Source organism: Aquabacterium sp. (genome assembly GCF_021768455.1).
In the GTDB taxonomy this organism is placed as follows: domain Bacteria; phylum Pseudomonadota; class Gammaproteobacteria; order Burkholderiales; family Burkholderiaceae_C; genus Aquabacterium.
Genome location: NZ_JAIZVX010000005.1, coordinates 13452 through 34112, shown reverse-complemented (window position 1 = coordinate 34112; position 20661 = coordinate 13452). Strand labels below are relative to the sequence as shown.

The window sequence follows — 20661 nt, the reverse complement described above, 5'->3', positions numbered from 1 at the left end:
TATTTTCATGGGGTGTGTGGGCGTGGCGTCAGATTGATCGCTCCCTTCTGCCATACTTGAGCCTTGGATATGATAAGGCGCCAAGCTTGTGCGCACAGCCAGGCGCCACGGAAGCGCAATAGTCGCCATGGCATCGATTCAGTGTGTCGAAACAGCACCTCCCGCTTTGATTCAAGCATGCGTTCGCGATTTGACATGAGGCCTTCTCTGCATCTGATCTTTGTTGCGGTTTCCGCGCTGACCGCGGTGTAGGCTACGGTGTCGGCTGCTGCGACTGCCCTGATCCAGAAGTCCCAGTCCTCATGCCAGCGAAGGGTTTCATCAAAAGCTCCGCATCGATTGATCAAGTGCCTTGATATGGCGCATGAGCTGATAGGGAAGCAATTGCCTGTTAGCAGAATTCCTTTGTTGAGAGTCGCGTGGTTGGCTGTCAGTCGTGGCGGTTCGAAATGGCGCATCAATCGGTAAGATAGCTGGTCTTGGTGTTCGGTGATGTACACGAATGGGGAGATGGCGATTGAGCATTTGTTCGGCAATTTGCCATTTCTGGTGATTGTGTCGGAGAATGACTGTATTTGAGTTTGGCCCAAAAAATCGTCCGAATCGAGAAAGACAATATATTGCCCGTTGCTGATTCCGAGTCCGGTGTTTCTTGCGTGTGCCGGCCCACGGTTTGGTGTGAAAATCAAACGGACGATCTTGTGGTTCCCGTATTGGTCTTTTAGCCATTCCTGGGTCCCATCTGTCGATCCATCGTCGACCACAATGACCTCAGTCGTATGCTCGCCAGATTGGTTCAGGCATGAATCGATGGCATCTCCCACCCGAGTAAGATCGTTGTGGCAAGGGATGATGATGCTGAAGTTGGGGGGGTCAATCATTTCGCATGTATGTCCGGATCGTGCGCCATTTGGTCGCCAAGTATGCGATGGCGGTCATCGCGCTGGTGGTTGCCGCGACCAACATGTCTGGATTTCCTGCTGTCAGCAGAAAGAAAGAGGATACCCATAGGGCATCCCACATCAATAGCTTTGTGGGCAAGACCAGTGCCTTGGCTGCAGCAAACAGCATGAGAGCATCGACGAATGACCTTCCTGCCCAACATGCAGCGGCACCGGACAAGCCATAGTCAGGCAGGACTGCCGCCAAGGCTGCCAAGTAAGGCAGTACCTGTGTCACATGAATCAAAGCGACGGTGCGGGGTTGACCATTGGCATGCAGGCGCACGTAAGGGACATACGCCAGGGCATGAGGCCACATTGCCAACATCAGCAATTGGGTGCATGCACGTATTGATTCGGCAAAGTCGCTTCCGAGCCAAATGTGGAGCACCAGTGGGCTGAATCCCATGCCAATGATGACCAGCGGCGTTACGATGATAGACAGGCTGCCCAGCGCTCGCGCGGTCATGGCCCTGCTGCTTTGCGGGTCCACGCAGGCTGTGAGGTGGGGAAACAGCGCGGTCGACAGGCTGTTTGGGATCAGCGCGATCATCGAAGCCATGCTAAAGGATATGTTGTACCGTCCGGTAGCCTGTAGGGACGCTGCGCTGGGAAGCATCAATTTGTCCGCATTGACCAAGATTGGTGTAGTGATGTTGCTTAATGTGACCCAGCCTCCAAATCGAAAAAGGTTCCTGAACTGAATGGCATCTTTCGCTGGGGAGGGGGGGGCTTCGAGCTTTTTCTCTGCGTTTGCGATTTTTGCCAGCATGATTGTTAGCGTCAGTGCTCGTCCCATCGCTACGAACGGCACCAGTGCATCGAGTGTCTTTGTCATGGTGAGTGCGACAGCCAGCGGAGCGATTTGCGACAGGGCTGAGCCGATCAGTGATGCTGTCACGATGACATCAAATCGTCGACGAGATTCGAGAATGCCGATACAAAGGCTGCTCATTGCAGAGATGGGGATGCAGAGTGTCATCCAGGGTAACCCTTCGAGTAACTCGCTCCTCAAGCTATCCGTCCCATCTATCCCGTGGTTGAAGTACCAACGGAGTACCGGTGCGCTGAGGGTTGCACCGATGCAGCCCATGATGAGTGTGGCAACTAAGCCTAGCCTGATGATATTCAGTCGCTCGGGCTGTGGCCGAGTTGCTGGCGACAGCGCTTGAGTGATGCTTTTGCCTAGGCCTAAATCAAAAAGGCTGAAATAGCCGATAATTAGCCATATGGCTACCAAGGCCCCGTAGCGGTCGCTCCCAATGGTCCGCAGGTACAAAGGTATCGTCGCCACAGTCAATGCAATTGGTGCAGCCGCGCCTGCGAAGTTGATGAGTGTGTGACGCGAGAGGCTCATGTTTCGTCGTTTCTGCAGCGAAGCCGTGTTATCGGTCTCGTTCAATCTTCGTGGGTCTGAGATCGAGCAAAGTCAGGGCGCGCAATAAAATATCGCTCAGCACCCCGGTTCGCATCGATTTGACAGAGGTGATGATTGCCATTCGCCGAACTCTCCCAGATCTGCTTTGCAGTGCTGACATTTCTTGCTGATGTATGGATGCCAGTTGGTGCCAATGGTTCTGCCGCAAGGCCCAGATCTGACGGTTCATGATTCTGAGCCAATTGTTGCGGCGAAGGTAGCGCACGATGCTGATGTAGCGGCCTATTCCACTCTTCATGCCGATCGCGTTTTTCGCATGTTGCCTGTAGAGGACGGTGGGCGTAGGGTCGAAATGTACGGAGCCAAATGTGGTCGCCATCACATAGGCCCACCAGTCGTGAAAGGCAATGAAGTCACGTGCTTCCGTTTGCTTCAGTGCTTGCAGAAGCGGTTGGTTGAAAGCGACGGTGCAGCCTGTGGCAATGTTCTCGGTCAAGGCGTGTCGCAACGTTTTGGCTTTTTGGAACAGTGGGGTCATGCCAAGAGGCCTCAGGGCTTCATCGACAAGGTGTGCTCGACTGCAATACAGGAACATCTGCTGTTGGTACATGGCGAGGTGTTGTGAGGCGCGAGCAAGCTTGTCTGGCAACCAAATATCGTCCTGATCCGCAAAAAAGTACGCAGCGTTTTCGTCTGGTGCTGCGTCCACAAGTGCGAAGAAGCTTTGGCAAAAGCCGATGTTTGCTCCTCGAACAAGAACAATCCGCGCATCTTTGATTGTTTCAATCAATTCCGGCGTTCCATCGGATGATCCGTCATCTCTTATCAAAAGCAATCCGTCGCTGGGCAGTTGATTCAGGATCGAGGTCAATTGCTCTTCGATGTGGTCGCGCCCGTTGAATGCGGACAATAGAACGATGTTTCGCATGCTGCGTATTGTGGGGTGCTGTGACGCAGGTTGCGTTTATCTTGATGTTGTCATTTGATGGGGCATCTGTGCGCACTGTGTGTGAAGCCTCGATTTCCTTGTGCGTATCTGCTTGAGGATCGGATGCTCGTGTGAGCATCTGCCGGATCATTCTTGCTGACACCTCGCCGTTTGCCCCAGCATCTCTTTGCGCGTCACGGGCGTGCTCTGCACGGGCTAAAATCCAAGTTTGTCCGTCACACCGCCTTCCCACATGACCAACTCCACCAAGAACATCACCGCCATGGCCAACGCCGTCCGCGCGCTGGCCATGGACGCCGTCCAGCAAGCCAACTCCGGTCACCCGGGCGCCCCGATGGGCATGGCCGACATGGCGGTGGCGCTGTGGAGCCGTCATCTGCGTCACAGCCCGGCCAACCCTCAGTGGGCCGACCGTGACCGCTTCGTGCTGTCGAACGGCCACGCGTCGATGCTGATCTACGCGGTGCTGCACCTGAGTGGCTACGAGCTGTCGATCGACGACCTGAAGGCCTTCCGCCAGATGCACAGCAAGACGCCGGGCCATCCCGAAGTGGGCATCACCCCGGGCGTCGAGACCACGACCGGTCCGCTGGGGCAGGGCATCACCAACGCCGTGGGTTTTGCCCTGGCCGAGAAGCTGCTGGCAGCCGAGTTCAACCGCGATGGCCACGCCATCGTGAACCACCACACCTACGCTTTCCTGGGCGATGGCTGTCTGATGGAAGGCATCAGCCACGAAGCCGCCGCCCTGGCTGGCGCCTGGAAGCTGAACAAGCTGGTCGCCCTGTACGACGACAACGGCATCTCCATCGACGGTCAGGTCGCGCCCTGGTTCGTGGACGACACCCCGAAGCGTTTCGAAGCCTACGGCTGGAACGTGGTCGGTCCGGTGGACGGCCATGACGTCGACGCCGTGGACGGCGCCATCGAGAAGGCCAAGCTGTCGACCGACAAGCCCACGCTGATCGTCTGCAAGACCGCCATCGGCAAGGGTTCGCCCAACCGCGCCAACACCTCCAAGGCCCACGGCGAGCCCCTGGGTGGCGACGAGATCAAGCTGACCCGCGAGGCCATTGGCTGGTCGCACGACGCCTTCGTGATTCCCGAAGAGGTCTACGCCGACTGGAACGCCAAGGCCGACGGCGAAGTGCTGGAAGCCGACTGGAACAAGCGCTTTGCCGCGTACCAGGCCGCCTTCCCCGAACTGGCTTCGGAGTTCACCCGCCGCATGGCCGGTGAGTTGCCCGCCAACTTCGCAGAGATCGCTGTGCAGGCCGTGGCTTCGGCCCACGACAAGACCGAGACCGTGGCCAGCCGCAAGGCCAGCCAGATCGCGCTGGAGTTCTTCACCGCCGCCCTGCCTGAAATGCTGGGCGGCTCGGCCGACCTGACTGGCTCGAACCTGACCAACACGAAGAGCACGCCCGCTTTCCGCGTGGACGACGAAGGCGCCGTGGCCCTGACCGACGGCAAGCCTGGCCGCCACATCAACTACGGTGTGCGCGAGTTCGGCATGGCCGCGATCATGAACGGCGTGGCCCTGCACGGTGGCTACATCCCTTACGCTGGCACCTTCCTGACCTTCTCGGACTACAGCCGCAACGCCATCCGCATGGCCGCGCTGATGAAGCAGCGCGTGATCCACGTGTTCACGCACGATTCGATCGGCCTGGGCGAAGACGGCCCGACCCACCAGTCGGTGGAGCACGCGGCCAGCCTGCGCCTGATCCCCGGTCTGGACGTCTGGCGTCCGGCCGACACGGCTGAAACGGCCGTGGCCTGGACCATCGCTCTGGCCAACAAGAACCGCCCCTCGGCGCTGTTGCTGTCGCGCCAGAACCTGCCCTACGCGCCCAAGACCGATGCCGACGTGATCACCCAGGGTGCTTACGTGCTGGCCGAGCCCGCCGAAGTGGGCCTGAAGAAGAAGCCGGTGGCCGTGATCATCGCCACGGGCTCGGAAGTGCAGCTGGCCCTGCACGCGCAGGCCGAACTGGCCAAGCGCAAGGTGCCGGTGCGTGTGGTGTCGATGCCGTCGAACACGGTGTTCGATCGCCAGTCGGTGGAGTACAAGAAGTCGGTGCTGCCGGCCAAGCTGCCGCGCATCGCCATCGAAGCCGGTGTGACGGATGGCTGGTGGAAGTACGGCGTGGACGCCGTCATCGGCCTGGACACCTACGGCGAGTCGGCCCCGGCTGGCGTGCTGTTCAAGCACTTCGGTTTCACGCCCGAGAACGTCGTGGCGACCGTGCTGAAGGTGCTGTCGAAGAAGAAGTAAGAAGCGGCCTGGATGCGGGGCTGCGGTCGCGGCCCCGTGGGCACGCCTGTTCCCCGTTTTTCAACTACTGAGATTGAGGCAAGACGATCATGACGATCAAGATTGGTATCAACGGTTTTGGCCGCATCGGCCGCATGGTGTTCCGCGCTGCGGTGCAAAACTTCTCCAACGACGTCGAAATCGTCGGCATCAACGACCTGCTGGAGCCCGATTACCTGGCTTACATGCTGAAGTACGACAGCGTGCATGGCCGCTTCAAGGGTGAAGTCGCCGTCGAAGGCACGAACCTGATCGTCAACGGCAAGAAGATCCGCCTGACCGCGGTGAAGAACCCGGCCGAGCTGAAGTGGGACGAAGTCGGCGCCGATGTGGTGATCGAATCGACCGGCCTGTTCCTGACCAAGGAGACCGCCGAAGCCCACCTGAAGGCTGGCGCCAAGAAGGTGATCCTGTCGGCCCCGTCGAAGGACGACACCCCGATGTTCGTGTACGGCGTGAACCACGGCACCTACGCCGGCCAGGCCATCATCTCGAACGCTTCGTGCACCACCAACTGCCTGGCCCCCGTGGCCAAGGTGCTGAACGACACCTTCGGCATCAAGCGCGGTCTGATGACCACCGTGCACGCTGCCACCGCCACGCAGAAGACCGTGGACGGCCCGTCGAACAAGGACTGGCGCGGCGGCCGTGGCATCCTCGAGAACATCATCCCCTCGAGCACTGGCGCTGCCAAGGCCGTGGGCGTGGTGATCCCCGAGCTGAACAAGAAGCTGACCGGCATGGCCTTCCGCGTGCCGACCTCTGACGTGTCGGTGGTGGACCTGACGGTCGAACTGAACACGGAAGCGTCGTACGAAGACATCTGCAAGGCCATGAAGGCTGCCTCCGAAGGCGCCATGAAGGGCGTGCTCGGCTACACCGAAGACAAGGTGGTGGCCACCGACTTCCGTGGTGAGTCGTGCACTTCGGTGTTCGATGCCGAAGCCGGCATCGCCCTGGACAAGACCTTCGTGAAGGTCGTGTCCTGGTACGACAACGAGTGGGGCTATTCGAACAAGTGCCTGGAAATGGCCCGCGTGATCGCCAAGTGATCTGGCTGTTCGACCATTGAAAAGGCCCTTCGGGGCCTTTTTTCATGGGCGCTTGCGGCTCGGTTGCTGCTCAGTTGCGGCAGGCGGTGAAGGCCTTGCCCTGGGGCAGCTTGGCCCCGGCCAGGGCCACCTGGACGCGTTCGTTGGCCTGGGGCACGCGCAGCACCTGCAGTTCCATGGGGGCGCGCAGCGTCACCACGCGCGCGGTGCGGATGCCGCGCAGGCGGAAGGTGGCCAGGGCGGATTCGGCCTCGGCCTGGGTGCTGTGGCGCCCCAGCGAGAAGCCCAGGGCGTAGGCGGTCGGGGTCTTGACCTCTTCGAAGTTCAGGCCTTTGAGGCGCTTGAGTTCGGCCTGTTTGCGCGCGAGCATCTCGGCGTCGGCATAAGGGCCCATGTAGACCATCCACAGGCCCTGCACGGCCACGGTGTCGGCCTGCCAGCCGCCCGCAGGCACCAGGGGGCGGACCATGCCTTCGGCCAGGGGCAGTTCGGCGGCGTTGAAGGGGCCGGCTTCCAGGCACAGGGTGTTCTCGCGGGATGCGATGGCGGCGCTGGCCGACGAGGCCGCAGCCGTGGCTGACGCGGGGTCGGTGGCTTCGCTGGCGGCGCGGTCGGCCTGGGGGCGGGGTGCGTTCACCAGGGCCAGTTTGTCCGGGGCCACTTGCTGAGACAGGCGCTGGGGCTCGTGCTGCGAGCCAGGTTGCACGCCGACGACGCGGTTGAGCCAACCCTGGCTCCAGGCGAAGAAACCGGCGTTGACCAGCAGGAGGATGAGCACCAGGGAGCGCAGCATGGGGCAGGTGGCGGGCAGAAGGGCGGCGATGGCGGGATCGTACGCGAGAAGCGCGGGTGGCCAGGGCCACTCAGCTGGCTTGGGGCCGCACGCTGACCTCGCCGGTGGACCAGCACCGCAGGCCGACATCGGTCTGCACCTGCAAGGTGCCCTGGGCGTCGACCCCGATGGCCAGGCCCTGTTCGTTGGGCGGGGCGCCGTCGGCCGGGCCCAGGCCAGGGGTGGTCCACAGGGCCACGGGGCGGCCGGCCAGCACGTCGCGGGCGGCGAAAGCGGCTTGCCGCGGCGCGAAGCCCTGGGTTTCGAAGGCCGCGATGGCTTGCAGCAGGGTGGGGGCGATCCAGGCCCAGACGGTGCCGATGTCGGGGCAGGACAGGCCCAGAGGCCGCAGGGCGTCGGCCAGGCAGGCGGCGCCTTCCGGCGCGGCGCGCACGTTCAGGCCGATGCCGATCACCACCCAGCGCTGGCCGGCGTCCAGCCCGGGGGCGGCCGTGGCTTCGATGAGGATGCCGCCGAGCTTGCGTTCGCCCAGCCAGAGGTCGTTGGGCCACTTGAGGCCCAGGGCGGGCAGGGCGGTGCCGGCCGATGCGCCGCCTTCGGTGACCAGCCACTGGCTCAGGCCCTGATCGAGCGCCTCTGCGACGGCCAGGCCCACCGCCAGCGACAGCGCGCCGCCGCCTCCGGGCACGGCCTCCAGCCTCAGGGGCAGGCCCAGCGAGAAGGTGAGGGTGGCCCCGGGCTCGGCCGTCCAGACGCGGCCCAGGCGACCGCGCCCGGCGGTCTGACGCAAGGCGGTGACCAGCGTGGGGGCGGTGTCGCCCTGGCGGCCGCGTTGCATCAGCTCGGTGTTGGTGGAGCCGATTTCGGGCAGCACGTCGAGCGTCAGCGTGGGCCAGTCGGTGTGGCTGGCGAGCCAGATGGCCTCGGCGGCGCCTTGCAGGGCGGCCAGGGCCGGCGGGATGGGCTCCGCGAGAGCGAGGGGCATGGGCGGTGGGTGGTGCAGGCGGCGGCAGCCGTGCTCAGCGGCGGCGCTTGGGGGCCAGCATGGTGCCGCGGCAGCTGGGCGTGCCACACCAGCAGGCGTATTCCTTCTTGAGCTTGGCCGTCATGCGGGCGTCGATGACCAGGCCGTAGTCGAAGAAGAGTTCTTCGCCGGGTTCGATGTCGCGCAGCGCATGCAGGAAGACGCGGTTGCCCACCTGTTCGGCCTCGAGGTTGGGCTCGCAGGCGTGGTTGATCCACTTGGCGCTGTTGCCCTGGTACTTGCCGTCGATGACGTGGCCGTCGTCGAGGTGGAAGTAGAAGGTGTGGTTGGGCTGGTCCGGGTCGTGGGGGTGGCGCTCGAGCGCTTCTTCCCAGGTGATGATCTCGCCCTTGTATTCCAGCACCCGCTGGCCGGCCGAGATGGGCCGCACGGCGTAGACGCCCTTGCCGTGAATGCCCGAGTCGCGCACCTGGGTGTAGCGGCCACTGGTGGGCGTCTTGCTGCTGGCGGCCGCGGTGCGGGCGGCGGGCTGGGGTTTGGAGGCAGCTTGCGTCATCGGCCGTTTTGGTTACATTGAATTGGTGGGCGTGCGCGCCTGCGTGTGCACACGTGTGCATGCGTGCGCGCGAGGCCCGATTGTAAGAATGCTTTGACGCCTCTTCAGAAGAGGCCGTCTGAATATATAAACACGCCCATGAGCAAAGCCCTGGTCATTGCAGAAAAGCCTTCGGTTGCCCAAGACATCGTGCGTGCCCTCACGCCGGTCGATGGCAAGTTCGAGAAACACGATGAGTACTTCGAGAGCGAACACTATGTGGTGAGCTCGGCGGTCGGTCACCTGGTGGAGATCAAGGCGCCCGACGAGTTCGACGTCAAGCGCGGCAAGTGGAGCTTCGCCAACCTGCCGGTCATCCCGCCGCATTTCGATCTGAACCCGATCGACAAGAGCAAGGGGCGCCTCAATGCCCTGGTCAAGCTGATCAAGCGCAAGGACGTCACCTCGCTGATCAACGCCTGTGACGCGGGGCGCGAAGGGGAGCTGATCTTCCGCCTGATCGCGCAGTACGCGCAGGACAGCACGGCCACCACCCGCGCCAAGGGCCTGGGCAAGAGCGTGAGCCGGCTGTGGCTGCAGTCGATGACGCCGCAGGCCATCCGCGACGGCTTCGCACAGCTGCGCTCCGACGAACAGATGCAGCCCCTGGCGAGTGCCGCGCGCTGCCGCTCCGAGGCCGACTGGCTGGTGGGCATCAATGGCACGCGCGCCATGACGGCCTTCAACAGCCGCGATGGTGGCTTCTTCCTGACCACGGTGGGCCGGGTGCAGACGCCCACGCTCTCCATCGTGGTGGAGCGCGAAGAGAAGATCCGCAAGCACGTCTTCCGCGATTACTGGGAGATCCGCGGCACCTTCGATGCGCAGGCCGGCCAGTACGACGGCAAGTGGTTCGACCCCGATTTCAAGAAGGCGAAGAACGCGATCGATGGCTCGCAGGAAGCCGAGCTGAAGGCCGACCGCGTCTGGAGCGAGGCCGAGGCCAAGGCGATTGCCGAGGCCGTGAAGGGCCAGCCCGCGACGGTGACGGAAGAGGCCAAGCCCTCCAGCCAGGCGAGCCCGCTGCTCTACGACCTGACCACGCTGCAGCGCGAGGCGAACTCGCGTTTCGGCTTCAGTGCCAAGACCACGCTGGGCCTGGCCCAGGCCCTCTACGAGAAGCACAAGGTTCTGACGTACCCGCGTACCGATTCGCGCGCACTGCCGGAGGATTACGTGGCCGTGGTCAAGCAGACCATGGAGATGATCGCCGACGAGGACATGCCGGGCCCGCTGCGCGAGCTGAGCAAGCACGCCCGCAAGGCCGTCAACGATGGCTACATCAAGCCCAACAAGCGGGTGTTCGACAACGCCAAGGTCTCGGACCACTTTGCCATCATCCCGACGCTGCAGGCCCCCAAGAGCCTGACCGAGATCGAGGCCAAGCTCTACGACATGGTGGTCAAGCGGTTCATCGCGGTGTTCTACCCCTCGGCCGAGTTCATGGTCACCACCCGCATCACCAAGGTGCCGGCGGCGGGGCAGACCCACCACTTCCAGACCAACGGCAAGGTGCTGGTCAAGCCAGGCTGGCAGGCTGTGTACGGCAAGGAAGCGGCCGAAGAGGGCGACGACACCACCCTGGTCGCGGTGCAGCCGGGCGAGGCCGTGCGCAACGAGGACGTGGCCGTGAGCGCGCTCAAGACCAAGCCGCCCGCCCGCTATTCGGAAGCGACGCTGCTCAGCGCCATGGAAGGCGCGGGCAAGCTGATCGACGACGAAGAGCTGAAGGCTGCGATGCAGGAGAAGGGCCTGGGCACGCCAGCCACGCGGGCGCAGGTGATCGAAGGCCTGATCCTCGAGAAGTACATCTACCGCGAAGGCCGTGAGCTGATCCCGACGGCCAAGGCCTTCCAGCTGATGACGCTGCTGCGCGGCCTGGGGGTGGAAGACCTCACCAAGCCGGAGCTGACCGGCAACTGGGAGTTCCAGCTCTCGCAGATGGAAAAGGGCCTCTTGAGCCGTGAGGCCTTCATGGCCGAAATCGCCGCCATGACGCAGCGCGTGGTGCAAAAGGCCAAGGAATACGACCGCGACACCATCCCGGGTGATTACGCCACCTTGAGCGCGCCCTGCCCGAACTGTGGCGGTGTGGTCAAGGAGAACTACCGCCGCTTCACCTGCACGGGCAAGCACGGCGGTGACGCCGAGGGCCAGAGCGGCTGTGGCTTCAGCATGACCAAGATCCCGGCCGGCCGCAGCTTCGAGTTGCCCGAGGTGGAGCAGCTGATGCGCGAGCACAAGATTGGCCCGCTGGAAGGCTTCCGCTCCAAGGCGGGCTGGCCCTTCACGGCCGAGCTCAAGCTGGTGATGGACGCGGAGTCGAACAACTGGAAGATGGAGTTCGATTTCGGTGAAGACGCCAAGAAGGACGAGGAAGCCGGCGAGGCCGTCGACTTCAGCGGCCAGACCAGCCTGGGCAAGTGCCCCAAGTGCGGCAGCGGGGTGTTCGAACACGGCGCCAACTACGTGTGCGAGCACGCCGTGGGCCCGGCCACCTGCGACTTCAAGAGCGGCAAGATCATCCTGCAGCAGCCCGTCACCCCTGAGCAGGTCACCAAGCTGCTGGAGACGGGCAAGACCGATCTGCTGGAGAACTTCGTCTCCAACAAGACGCGCCGCAAGTTCAAGGCCTTCCTGAGTTGGGACGCCAAGGCGGGCAAGGTGGGTTTCGAGTTCGAGCCCCGCGCCCCGCGTGCCCCCGCCAAGAAGGCCGCGAAGAAGACGGCAGCCTGATCGTCTGGGGTAGATTGCTGCCCTTTCTCTCTAGGCTCTGTGTTCAGGTGGTACGGATGAACGGGTGGTGGATGCGCAAGCCCTGCGCAGCGATGTGGCGGCGCCAGGTGGTGCTCGGTGGCATGGGCTTGTTGTGCGCGGGCTGGGTGAATGCAGCCCAGGGCGTGGCCACGGTGTCGATCCAGGGTGCGGGGGCGACCTTCCCGGCCAAGGTCTACGCCCGCTGGGTGAGCCGCTTCCAGCAGACCTACCCGCAGGTGCGCATCGCCTACGCGCCCACCGGATCGGGCGATGGCGTGAAGCAGGCGGCGGCCCGCACGGCGCAGTTCGCCGGCACCGACAGCCCGCTGGGCCCCCAGGCCCTGGCCGACAAGGGGTTGGTGCAGGTGCCCATGCTGGTGGGCGGCTTGGTGCCGGTGGTCAACCTGCAGGGCGTGGGCGCCCACAAGCTGCTGCTGACGGGCGAGGTGCTGGCCGACATCATGCTGGGCAAGCTGGTCCACTGGGACGAGGCGCCGATCGCGCGCCTGAACCCGGGCCTGAACCTGCCGCACCTGCCCATCCGGCGCGTGGTGCGGGCCGATGCTTCGGGCACGTCCGAGGCGCTGACGCGCTACCTGGGGATGGCCTCTGCCGAGTTCGCCGCACGCGTGCCGGCCTCCCCGGCGCCGAACTGGCCCGGCCAGGTGCTGTCGGGCAAGGGCATGGACGGCATGCTGGCCGCCCTCAAGGCGGCGCCAGGTGGCATCGCCTACGTGGCTTACGACCGGGTGGTGTCGGACCAGTTGGCCGCGGTGCGCCTGCGTGGTGCCGCTGGGCGCGACCTGAGCGCCTCGGAAGAGGGCTTCCGTGCGGCCATCCTGGATTCCGACGTCTACCGCCAGGGCGAGGACACGGCCACGCTGCTCCAGCGTCCCCGCCCCGACGCCTGGCCCCTGACCATGACCAGCTACCTGCTGCTGGACGCCCGCCCGAAGGACCAGACCCAGGCCGACTGGACGGCCCATTTCGTCTACTGGTGCTTCATGCACGGTGACGAACTGCTCAAGGGCACAGGCTTTGCGCCCTTGCCGCAGCGCGTGCAGGCCAAGCTCAGTGGGCGGCTCACGCAGATCCATGGCCCCCTTGGCGACGTGCCCAAGTACATCCAGCCCTGATGGCCCTGCGTACATGGGTGTAAGGTTCGGCGGCCCTGACCGACTGAACCTGGCCAGCGGGCCCGCAGTGGGCCCGAGGCCCCCACCGGAGTCGCCCCCATGTCCCTGATCCGCACCTCGCGCCATGCCCTGCACCCTGCCAGCGGCATGGTGCACGCCACGCCCAGCGACATCACCCCCCGTGCCCTCTACGAAGGCCGCCGCGCCTGGCTGAAAGAGGCCATGGGCGGGCTGGCGGTGGGCGCCCTGGCCCAGGCCTTGCCGCTGGGGGCGATGGCCCAGGGCGCGCCGGCGGCCGTGAAGCGCCCAGGCAAGCTGGCGGCGCTGCCGGGTGGGCGCAGTGCGGTGGCCGGGGCCTACGTGCCGGACAAGCTCACGCCCTACGAAGACGTCACCAGCTATAACAACTTCTACGAGTTCGGCACCGACAAGGCCGATCCGGCGGCGTACGCCCACACGCTCAAGCCCCGTCCCTGGTCGCTGAGCATCGAGGGCGAGGTGGGCAAGCCGCTCAAGCTGGGCCTGGACGACCTGCTCAAGCTGGGCGCCATGGAAGAGCGCATCTACCGACTGCGCTGTGTGGAGGGCTGGTCGATGGTGATCCCCTGGGTGGGCTATTCGCTCTCGACCCTCATCGCCCGGGCCGAGCCCACCAGCCGCGCCAGGTTTGTCGAGTTCGTCAGCCTGGCCGACCCGCAGCAGATGCGCGGTGTGCGGGGCGCCGTGCTGGACTGGCCCTACGTGGAAGGTCTGCGCATCGACGAGGCCATGCACCCGCTGACCCTGATGGCCTTTGGCCTGTATGGCGAGGTGCTGCCCAACCAGAACGGTGCGCCGCTGCGCCTGGTCGTGCCCTGGAAGTACGGCTTCAAGAGCGCGAAGTCCATCGTCAGGATTCGCCTGGTGGAGAAGCCCCCCCGGCCCTCCTGGGTCAAGGCCAACGAGTCGGAATACGGCTTTTACTCGAACGTGAACCCCAAGGTCGACCACCCGCGCTGGAGCCAGGCCACCGAGCGCCGCATCGGCGATGGGGGTGGCCTTTTCGCACCACGCAAACCCACGCTGATGTTCAACGGCTACGAGGCCCAGGTGGGCCAGCTCTACGCCGGCATGGACCTGAAAAAGCTCTACTGACGAGACCCCTGGCCGATGAACCCAACCGCGAACACCGCCCGCCCTGTTTTGGGGGCGCTGAACCGCTTCCTGCTCCAGCCCTGGATCAAGCCCCTGCTGTGGCTGCTGTGTGCCCTGCCGGCCGTGGCGCTGTTCGTGGGGGCCCTTATGGGGCAGCTGGGTGCCAACCCGGCGGAGACGCTCATCCGTGAGTCGGGCGAGTGGGCCTTGCGTTGGCTGTGGCTGACGCTGGCCATTTCGCCCCTGCGTGACCTGGCATCGCTGCATGCCCTGCTGCGCCTGCGCCGCGCCCTGGGCGTGACCACCTTTGTCTACGCCCTGCTGCACTTCCTGGCCTATGCCTGGCTGGACAAAGGCCTGCTGCTGGACGACATCGTGCGCGATGTGTTCAAGCGCAACTTCATCCTGGTCGGCATGCTGGCCCTGTTGCTGATGACGCCGCTGGCACTGACCTCCTTCAACCGCGCGATCCGTGCCCTGGGGGGGCGCCGCTGGCAGATGCTGCACAAGCTGGTCTATGGCGTGGCGCTGCTGGGGCTGCTGCACTTCTACTGGAAGAAGTCGGCCAAGAACGACCTGGGCGAGGTGGCGGTCTACGCCGTGATCCTGGCCATGCTGCTGGGCTGGCGCGTGATGCGCAAGGGCGGAGTGCTGGCCATGTTGCGGGTGCGCTGAGCCACCAGGCAGGGCGCTGCGACAATGGGCGCCATGGTCGACCTCCTGCTGCTTTTCCTGCCCTTCTTCACCCTGGTGCTGCTGGGTTGGAGCGCGACGCGTGGCGGCTTGCTGCCGCTGGCGGGCATCGGCGCCATCAACACCTTCGTGCTGTACTTTGCGCTGCCGCCTTTGGTCTTTCGCCTGGCGGCCTCGGGCGCACTGGCCCAGCCGGGCTTGAGCGGCCTGTTGCTGGCCTACGGCCTGGCCGGTCTGGTGGTGGTCGGGCTGGCCTGTCTCTGGGCGCGTGCCCGGGGGCTGGCCCAGCGCGACATCGGCCTGGTCGCCCTGGTCACGGTTTTCCCGAACTCGGGTTTCCTGGGCTTGCCGCTGCTCACGGGCCTGCTGGGCAACCAGGCGGCCGGGCCGGTGGTGGCCACCATGCTGGTCGACGTGCTGGGCCTGAGTTCCCTGTGCCTGGCCCTGGCCAATGCCCATGGTGTGCAGCACGCCCTGCAGGGCGCGGCGCGCAACCCCATGCTGTGGGCCCTCGCCCTGGGCCTGGTCGCCTCGTTCACCGGCCTGCACCTGCCCCACGCGCTCGACGAGGTGCTGCGCCTGCTGGCCCAGGCGGCCACGCCTGCAGCCTTGTTCACCCTGGGGGCGGTGCTGGCGCGCACGGGCATGCAGGCGTCGGCCCGCAGCGCCACGCAGGGAGGCGGGCAGGGCGCCCAGGCCCCGCTTTGGTGGCCCACCTTGCTGAAGCTGGCGGTGCACCCGGCGCTGGTCTGGGGCGTGGCGACCGGCCTGAAGGCCGCCGGCTGGGTGCTGCCCTGGCCGGGCCTGCTGGCCTTGTGTCTGGCCGCGGCCCTGCCCTCCGCCGGCAACGTGCTCATGCTGGCCGAACGCGAGGGCGCCGACACCGGTCTGGTGGCCCGCATCATCCTGTGGACCACGGTGGGCTCGCTGGGGTCCTTGCTGCTGTGGTCGGCCACACTGGGCGTGCGGCCGGTTCTTGCGCATTGAGCAATGCCCCTGATCCCAGGCGGGTGCTGGTTGATCGGCCGAGTCCTTTTTATGATCAGGGTTTTGGCTTCACCGCCCCATGAGCGCCCTCCCTCTATCGCTTGACCCCGACGCCCAGCTCGTTCACTGCGCTCCACCTTTGGTGCGAGACGAGGACCGGCTCGCAGTGCTGCGTTCGCTGGCCGTGCTCGACACCCCGCCCGAGGCCGTCTTTGACGCGCTCACCCGCCTGGCGACCACGCTCACGGGCCGCCCCATCGGCCTGATCGGCCTGGTCGACACGGGTCGGACCTGGTTCAAGTCGGCCGTGGGCATGTCCCTGGGCGAGTCCAGCAACGACTACTCCTTCTGCGCCCGGGCCATCGCCTCCGACGACGTTTTCGAGGTGCCCGACGCCCACCGCGATCCGCGTTTTGCGGGCAATCCGCTGGTGCAGGGGCCACCGTATGTGCGTTTTTACGCCGGGGCCCCCTTGCGGGTCGATGGCCAGCCTGTGGGCACGATCTGCGTGGTGGACCACGAGCCCTGCCTGCTCGATCCCGAGCAGCGCGCGGCCCTGAAAGACCTGGCCATGCTGGCCTGCGAGCTGCTGCAGGCCCGGCGTCTCATCGGCCACGGCAGTTGAACGATGCCCACGCGGCCCGCTGACGGCGCCTCGCCAGAGGGGCCCTTCCTGGCCAGCCTCATGGCCACCTTGCCCTCGGGTCTGGTGGTGGTGGACGCCGGCCTGCGCATCACCCACGTCAGCGAACAGGTGGCGGCCAGCAACGGGCTGAGCGTGGCCGAGCACCTGGGGCGCCCGCTGGCCGAGGTCAGTGGCAGCCTGACCGAGGTGGTGCTGCCCATCGTGCAGGGCGTGCTGCAGACGGGCCTGGCGGTCGAGGCCGTGCGCCTGACCGGCTGGAACAACGAACAGCCGCCCCGCTTGCGCCATTGGCAGTGCAGCTACCACCCGCTGCGCGAGCAACCGGGCGGCCCGACCAGTGGCGTGGTCATCGTGGCCGAAGACGTGACCGAATCGGCCCATGGCGTCCGCAGCCCGCGCGACAGCGAGACCCTGGTGCGCCGGGTGCTCGACACCCTTTTCACCTTCGTGGGCGTGCTGCTGCCCGACGGCACCCTGATCGAGGCCAACCGCGCCCCGCTGGAAGCCGGCGGCCTGACCATCGAAGACGTGCGAGGCCATGCCTTCTGGGACACCCCCTGGTGGAACCACGATCCGGCCGTGCAGCAATGGTTGAAAGACGCCGTGGCCCAGGCCGCCGCCGGGCAGTCCGTGCGCAGCGACGTGACCGTGCGCATGGCCGGCGACACGCGCATGACCATCGACTTCACGCTCTCGCCCATGCGCGACGAGCGCGGGGTGGTCACCCACCTCATCCCGTCGGCCACCGACATCAGCGAGCGCCTGCGCCAGGCCCAGGCCGCTCGCCAGAGCGAGGCCCTGTTCCGCGGCGTGGTGGAGAACGTGCCCGATGGCCTGGTGATGGTCGACCCCGAAGGGCGCATCGTCATGGTCAACCGGGCGCTGGAGCAAATGTTCGGCTGGCAGCGCGAAGACCTGCTGGGGCAGCGCATCGAGGTGCTGCTGCCTGCGGCGGTGCGCCACGGTCACGTGGCCTTGCGCGATGGGTTCATCGATGCCGCTCGGCACCGCGAGATGGGCCTGCGCCGCGACCTCTTCGGCCAGCGCCTGGACGGCAGCCAGTTTCCGGTCGAGGTCGGCATCAATGCCATGCAGGCCGAAGGCGAACTGCGGGTGCTCGCCACCGTGGTCGACATCACCCAGCGCAAGGCCGACCACGCCGCCCTGGCCCAGGCCCTGGCCGAGAAGACGGCCCTGCTGCAGGAGGTGCACCACCGGGTGAAGAACAACCTGCAGGTCATCTCCAGCCTGCTCAACCTGCAGCTGCGCTCGGCCGGAGAGGCCGCCCGCGAAGCGCTCACCGAAAGCCAGCACCGGGTCAAGGTCATGGCCCTGATCCACCAGCTGCTCTACGAGCAGGGTGACCTCTCCCGCGTGCCCATGGCCGTGTACCTGCGCAAGCTGGTGGCCCTGCTGCGCGACAGTGCCGCCTCGGCCCGCGTCGAGTTGGTGCTGGCCCTGAGCCCCGATGCCGACGCCGTGGCCCTGGGCCTGCAGCGCGCCGTGCCCTGTGGCCTGCTGGTCAACGAGCTGGTGACCAATGCGCTCAAGCACGCCTACCCGGCGCCACGCCAGGGTGTGGTCCAGGTCAGCCTCACCCTGGTGGGGCGAGAGCGGGCCCTGATCACCGTGTCCGACCAGGGGGTGGGCCTGCCGCCCACGGTGGTGCTGGGCGAGAGCGATTCGCTGGGCTTTCAGCTCATCCCCGTGCTGGCCCAGCAGATGGGGGCCACCCTGCGGCTGCAGCAGGCCGAGGGCACCACCTTTGAATTGTCATTCGAGCCAGAGGCCCACGCCGCCGCTGGCCAGGGAAAGTGAACCGTCATGAGTGCATCGATCGTCATCGTGGAAGATGAAGGCGTGGTCGCGCTGGACCTCTCCAGCAGCCTGCGCCACCTGGGCTACCGCGTCAAAGGCATGGCCGCACGGGCCGACGAGGCCCTGGCCCTGGTCGACACCCACCGCCCGGACCTGGTCCTGATGGACATTCACCTGGAAGGCGAGGTCGATGGCATCGAGGCCGCCCGCGAGATCCAGTCGCGCTTTCGCACGCCGGTGGTCTACCTCACGGCCTATGCCGAGGCCGGCACCCTGGCCCGCGCCGAGACCACCCGCCCTTATGGCTACCTGCTCAAACCTTTCGAGGCTCGCGCCCTGGAGGCAACCCTGCGCATGGCCCTGGCCCGACGCCAGGCCGAGCTGGCCACCGAGCAATCGGCCCAGCGCCTGCAGCTGGCCATGGACACGGCCGGCCTGGGCGTGCTGGAGTGGCAGGAGGGGGGCAGCGGTGCGGACGCTTCCGGCTTCACCCACACCGAAGGTCACCTGGAGGCCATCTTCGGGGCCACCGAGGCCCTGATCCAGGAAGGCTGGCCCGGTCTGGTCTCGCGCATGCACGCCGAGGACCAGGCCCTGGTGCAGCGCGATCTGCGCGAAGAGGGGCGCCTCAACCGCACGGTGCGCCTGCGCATGCCGCCGCGCCGCTGGGGTTGGGCCGATGTGCAGGCCCGCGCCTATCCCGACGAGCCGCCCGCGCGCCGCGTGGTGGGCGTGATCCGCGACGTGACCGAGCGCGAGCAGCACCTCGTGGCCTTGCGCCAGGCCAGTGCCGTGTTCGACACCGCGCAGGAGGCCCTGGTGGTGCTGGACGCCCAGCTGGCCATCGTGGCGGTCAACCCGGCCTTCCACGTGCTCATGGGCCACACCCAGGGCGATGTGCAGGGGCGCCATGTGGAGGATTTCCTGCACCAGCACCCGCGCAGCGCCACCTTCTACCAGAGCCTGGCCCGCAACGCCGAAGGCCGCTGGCACGGCGAGGTGGCCTGCCGCCACCGCGATGGCCGCGCCCTGCTCACCTGGCAGCAGGTCAGCGTGGTGCGCGATGCCCGCGGCCAGATCAGCCACTACGTGATGGCCTACAGCGACCTGTCTCCCATGAAGGCGGCGCAGAACCAGCTCGATTACCTCAGCCGCCACGACGAGCTCACCGGCCTGGGCAACCAGCTGCAGCTGCAGCAGGAGCTGCGCAAGGCGCTGCAGCGCGCCCACAACCTCGAAGCCGGGCCGGTGCTGGCGGTGGCCGTGCTGCACATCGACCGCTTCCGCCAGGTCAAGGAGGCCTTCGGACCCGACCGCAGCACGCTGCTGCTCAAGGCCGTGGCCCACCACCTGCGCCGCCACCTGCGTCCGCAGGACATGGCCATGCGCATCGGCCACGAAGACTTTGCGGTGCTGATGCCCGACCTTGACGATGCGGCCCAGGCGCTGCGCCTGATCCAGACCGTGATCGCCGAGCTGCAGGTGCCCATGACCCTGCCGGGGCACCACAGCGTGCGCCTGTCGGCCTGCGCGGGGCTGGCCCTCTACCCTGAGCACGCCGAGCGCGCGGAGCGCCTGATCCAGCTGGCCCAGAGCGCCCTCTACGACGCCAAGGCCCTGGGCCGGGGGCGGTGCTCGGTGTATTCCTCGGCACTGGCCGAGCGCGAGCGCGAGCGCCATGAGCTCTCCGATCAGCTGCGTGCCGAGCTGCGCAACCCGCGTCATCTGGCCCTGCACTACCAGCCCGTCGTGAGGCTCGATGGCCGCGAGGTCGTGGCCCTGGAGGCCCTGCTGCGCTGGAACCACCCCGAGTTTGGCCACACCCACCCGCGGGCCCTGGTCCGCATGGCCGACGACATCGGCCTGCTCGATGTGCTCGATGCCTGGATCCTGCGCAGCGCCTGCCGCATGGGCCGCACCCTGCACGACATGGGTCACACCCAGCTGGTGATCAGCGTCAACGTCTCGGGCTCGCAGCTGCAGTCACCGCAGTTCGCGACCCTGGTCGACACCGTGCTCAGCGAGTGCGGCTTCCCGGCCGATCAGCTGGAGCTGGAGTTCCACGAATCCGCCATGCTGATCGTGCGCGACCACCGCGAGGTGCTGACCGACCTGCAGGAGCTGGGCGTGCACCTGGTCATCGACGACCTGGGCACGGGCATGTCCTCCATCTCGATGCTCAAGCAACTGGCCTTTCACCGCATCAAGATCGATGGCTCGCTCGTGCGCGAGGCCCCCGACGACCCGGCTGCCAGCCAGATCGTCAAGGCCATGGTCGACCTGGCCCAGGGCCTGGGCGTGGCCGTGACCGCCGAAGGCATCGAGACCCCGCAGCAGCACGACATGCTCAAGGCCTGGGGTTGTGCACAGGGGCAGGGCTACCTGTTTGGCTCGGCCCTGCCGGCCGAAAAGATCCCGGCGCTGCTGCGTCACGGTGTGGGCTACATCACGCCGCCAGGATCGGTGCACTGAGGCGGGCG

At 65.9% G+C, this 20661-nt stretch carries 16 protein-coding genes; 10 read left to right on the top strand and 6 right to left on the bottom strand.

Annotated elements, in window-relative coordinates; all coding sequences use genetic code 11:
- Positions 1-5: 5 nt before the first annotated feature.
- The 3 genes from QZ994_RS01395 to QZ994_RS01385 are packed head-to-tail and all read right to left on the bottom strand — an operon-like array spanning position 6 to position 3247.
- Positions 6-881 carry a glycosyltransferase gene (locus QZ994_RS01395; protein ID WP_290867246.1) on the bottom strand — a complete coding sequence of 292 codons (876 nt, stop codon included), beginning with the start codon at positions 879-881 and terminating at the stop codon, positions 6-8.
- Positions 874-2298 carry an oligosaccharide flippase family protein gene (locus QZ994_RS01390; protein WP_290867245.1) on the bottom strand — a complete coding sequence of 475 codons (1425 nt, stop codon included), beginning with the start codon at positions 2296-2298 and terminating at the stop codon, positions 874-876. Before QZ994_RS01390 ends, QZ994_RS01395 begins: the two co-directional genes overlap by 8 nt.
- Positions 2299-2326: 28 nt before the next feature.
- On the bottom strand, positions 2327-3247 hold the full coding sequence (locus QZ994_RS01385) for a glycosyltransferase (RefSeq protein ID WP_290867243.1): 921 nt from the start codon (positions 3245-3247) through the stop codon (positions 2327-2329).
- A gap of 253 nt (positions 3248-3500) precedes the next feature.
- Here QZ994_RS01385 and tkt point away from each other — a divergent pair, with 253 nt between their 5' ends.
- Both tkt and gap read left to right on the top strand, forming a co-directional pair.
- Complete coding sequence (gene tkt, locus QZ994_RS01380) at positions 3501-5546, top strand: transketolase (protein ID WP_290867241.1); 2046 nt, start codon at positions 3501-3503, stop codon at positions 5544-5546.
- Between the two features lie 89 nt (positions 5547-5635).
- On the top strand, positions 5636-6637 hold the full coding sequence (gene gap / locus QZ994_RS01375) for a type I glyceraldehyde-3-phosphate dehydrogenase (RefSeq protein ID WP_290867239.1): 1002 nt from the start codon (positions 5636-5638) through the stop codon (positions 6635-6637).
- A gap of 70 nt (positions 6638-6707) precedes the next feature.
- On the opposite strand, the gene QZ994_RS01370 is transcribed toward gap, so the two are convergent.
- From QZ994_RS01370 to QZ994_RS01360, 3 genes are all read right to left on the bottom strand, one after another.
- Positions 6708-7430: an SPOR domain-containing protein gene (locus QZ994_RS01370; protein ID WP_290867237.1), complete on the bottom strand. Its 723-nt coding sequence runs from the start codon at positions 7428-7430 to the stop codon at positions 6708-6710.
- A gap of 70 nt (positions 7431-7500) precedes the next feature.
- Positions 7501-8415, bottom strand: a complete 915-nt coding sequence (locus QZ994_RS01365) for a biotin--[acetyl-CoA-carboxylase] ligase (RefSeq protein ID WP_290867236.1) — start codon at positions 8413-8415, stop codon at positions 7501-7503.
- 34 nt (positions 8416-8449) lie between these two features.
- Positions 8450-8971 (bottom strand): SET domain-containing protein, encoded by a 522-nt coding sequence (locus tag QZ994_RS01360; RefSeq protein ID WP_290867234.1) that lies wholly within the window; start codon positions 8969-8971, stop codon positions 8450-8452.
- A 138-nt stretch (positions 8972-9109) separates the two neighbouring features.
- Between QZ994_RS01360 and QZ994_RS01355 the strand changes: the two genes are divergently transcribed.
- From QZ994_RS01355 to QZ994_RS01320, 8 genes are all read left to right on the top strand, one after another.
- Positions 9110-11746, top strand: a complete 2637-nt coding sequence (locus tag QZ994_RS01355) for a DNA topoisomerase III (RefSeq protein WP_290867232.1) — start codon at positions 9110-9112, stop codon at positions 11744-11746.
- A gap of 56 nt (positions 11747-11802) precedes the next feature.
- Positions 11803-12903, top strand: a complete 1101-nt coding sequence (gene pstS, locus QZ994_RS01350) for a phosphate ABC transporter substrate-binding protein PstS (protein ID WP_290867230.1) — start codon at positions 11803-11805, stop codon at positions 12901-12903.
- A 147-nt stretch (positions 12904-13050) separates the two neighbouring features.
- Positions 13051-14037 carry a protein-methionine-sulfoxide reductase catalytic subunit MsrP gene (gene msrP, locus QZ994_RS01345; protein ID WP_290867282.1) on the top strand — a complete coding sequence of 329 codons (987 nt, stop codon included), beginning with the start codon at positions 13051-13053 and terminating at the stop codon, positions 14035-14037.
- Between the two features lie 15 nt (positions 14038-14052).
- A complete protein-coding gene (locus QZ994_RS01340; RefSeq protein WP_290867228.1) occupies positions 14053-14712 on the top strand; it encodes a sulfite oxidase heme-binding subunit YedZ in 660 nt (219 codons plus the stop codon).
- 33 nt (positions 14713-14745) lie between these two features.
- Positions 14746-15717: an AEC family transporter gene (locus QZ994_RS01335; RefSeq protein ID WP_290867226.1), complete on the top strand. Its 972-nt coding sequence runs from the start codon at positions 14746-14748 to the stop codon at positions 15715-15717.
- A 166-nt stretch (positions 15718-15883) separates the two neighbouring features.
- Positions 15884-16342 carry a GAF domain-containing protein gene (locus tag QZ994_RS01330; RefSeq protein WP_290867225.1) on the top strand — a complete coding sequence of 153 codons (459 nt, stop codon included), beginning with the start codon at positions 15884-15886 and terminating at the stop codon, positions 16340-16342.
- Positions 16343-16345: 3 nt separating this feature from the next.
- Positions 16346-18181 (top strand): PAS domain S-box protein, encoded by a 1836-nt coding sequence (locus tag QZ994_RS01325; RefSeq protein ID WP_290867223.1) that lies wholly within the window; start codon positions 16346-16348, stop codon positions 18179-18181.
- A gap of 6 nt (positions 18182-18187) precedes the next feature.
- Positions 18188-20653 (top strand): EAL domain-containing protein, encoded by a 2466-nt coding sequence (locus QZ994_RS01320; RefSeq protein ID WP_290867221.1) that lies wholly within the window; start codon positions 18188-18190, stop codon positions 20651-20653.
- Positions 20654-20661: the final 8 nt, after the last annotated feature.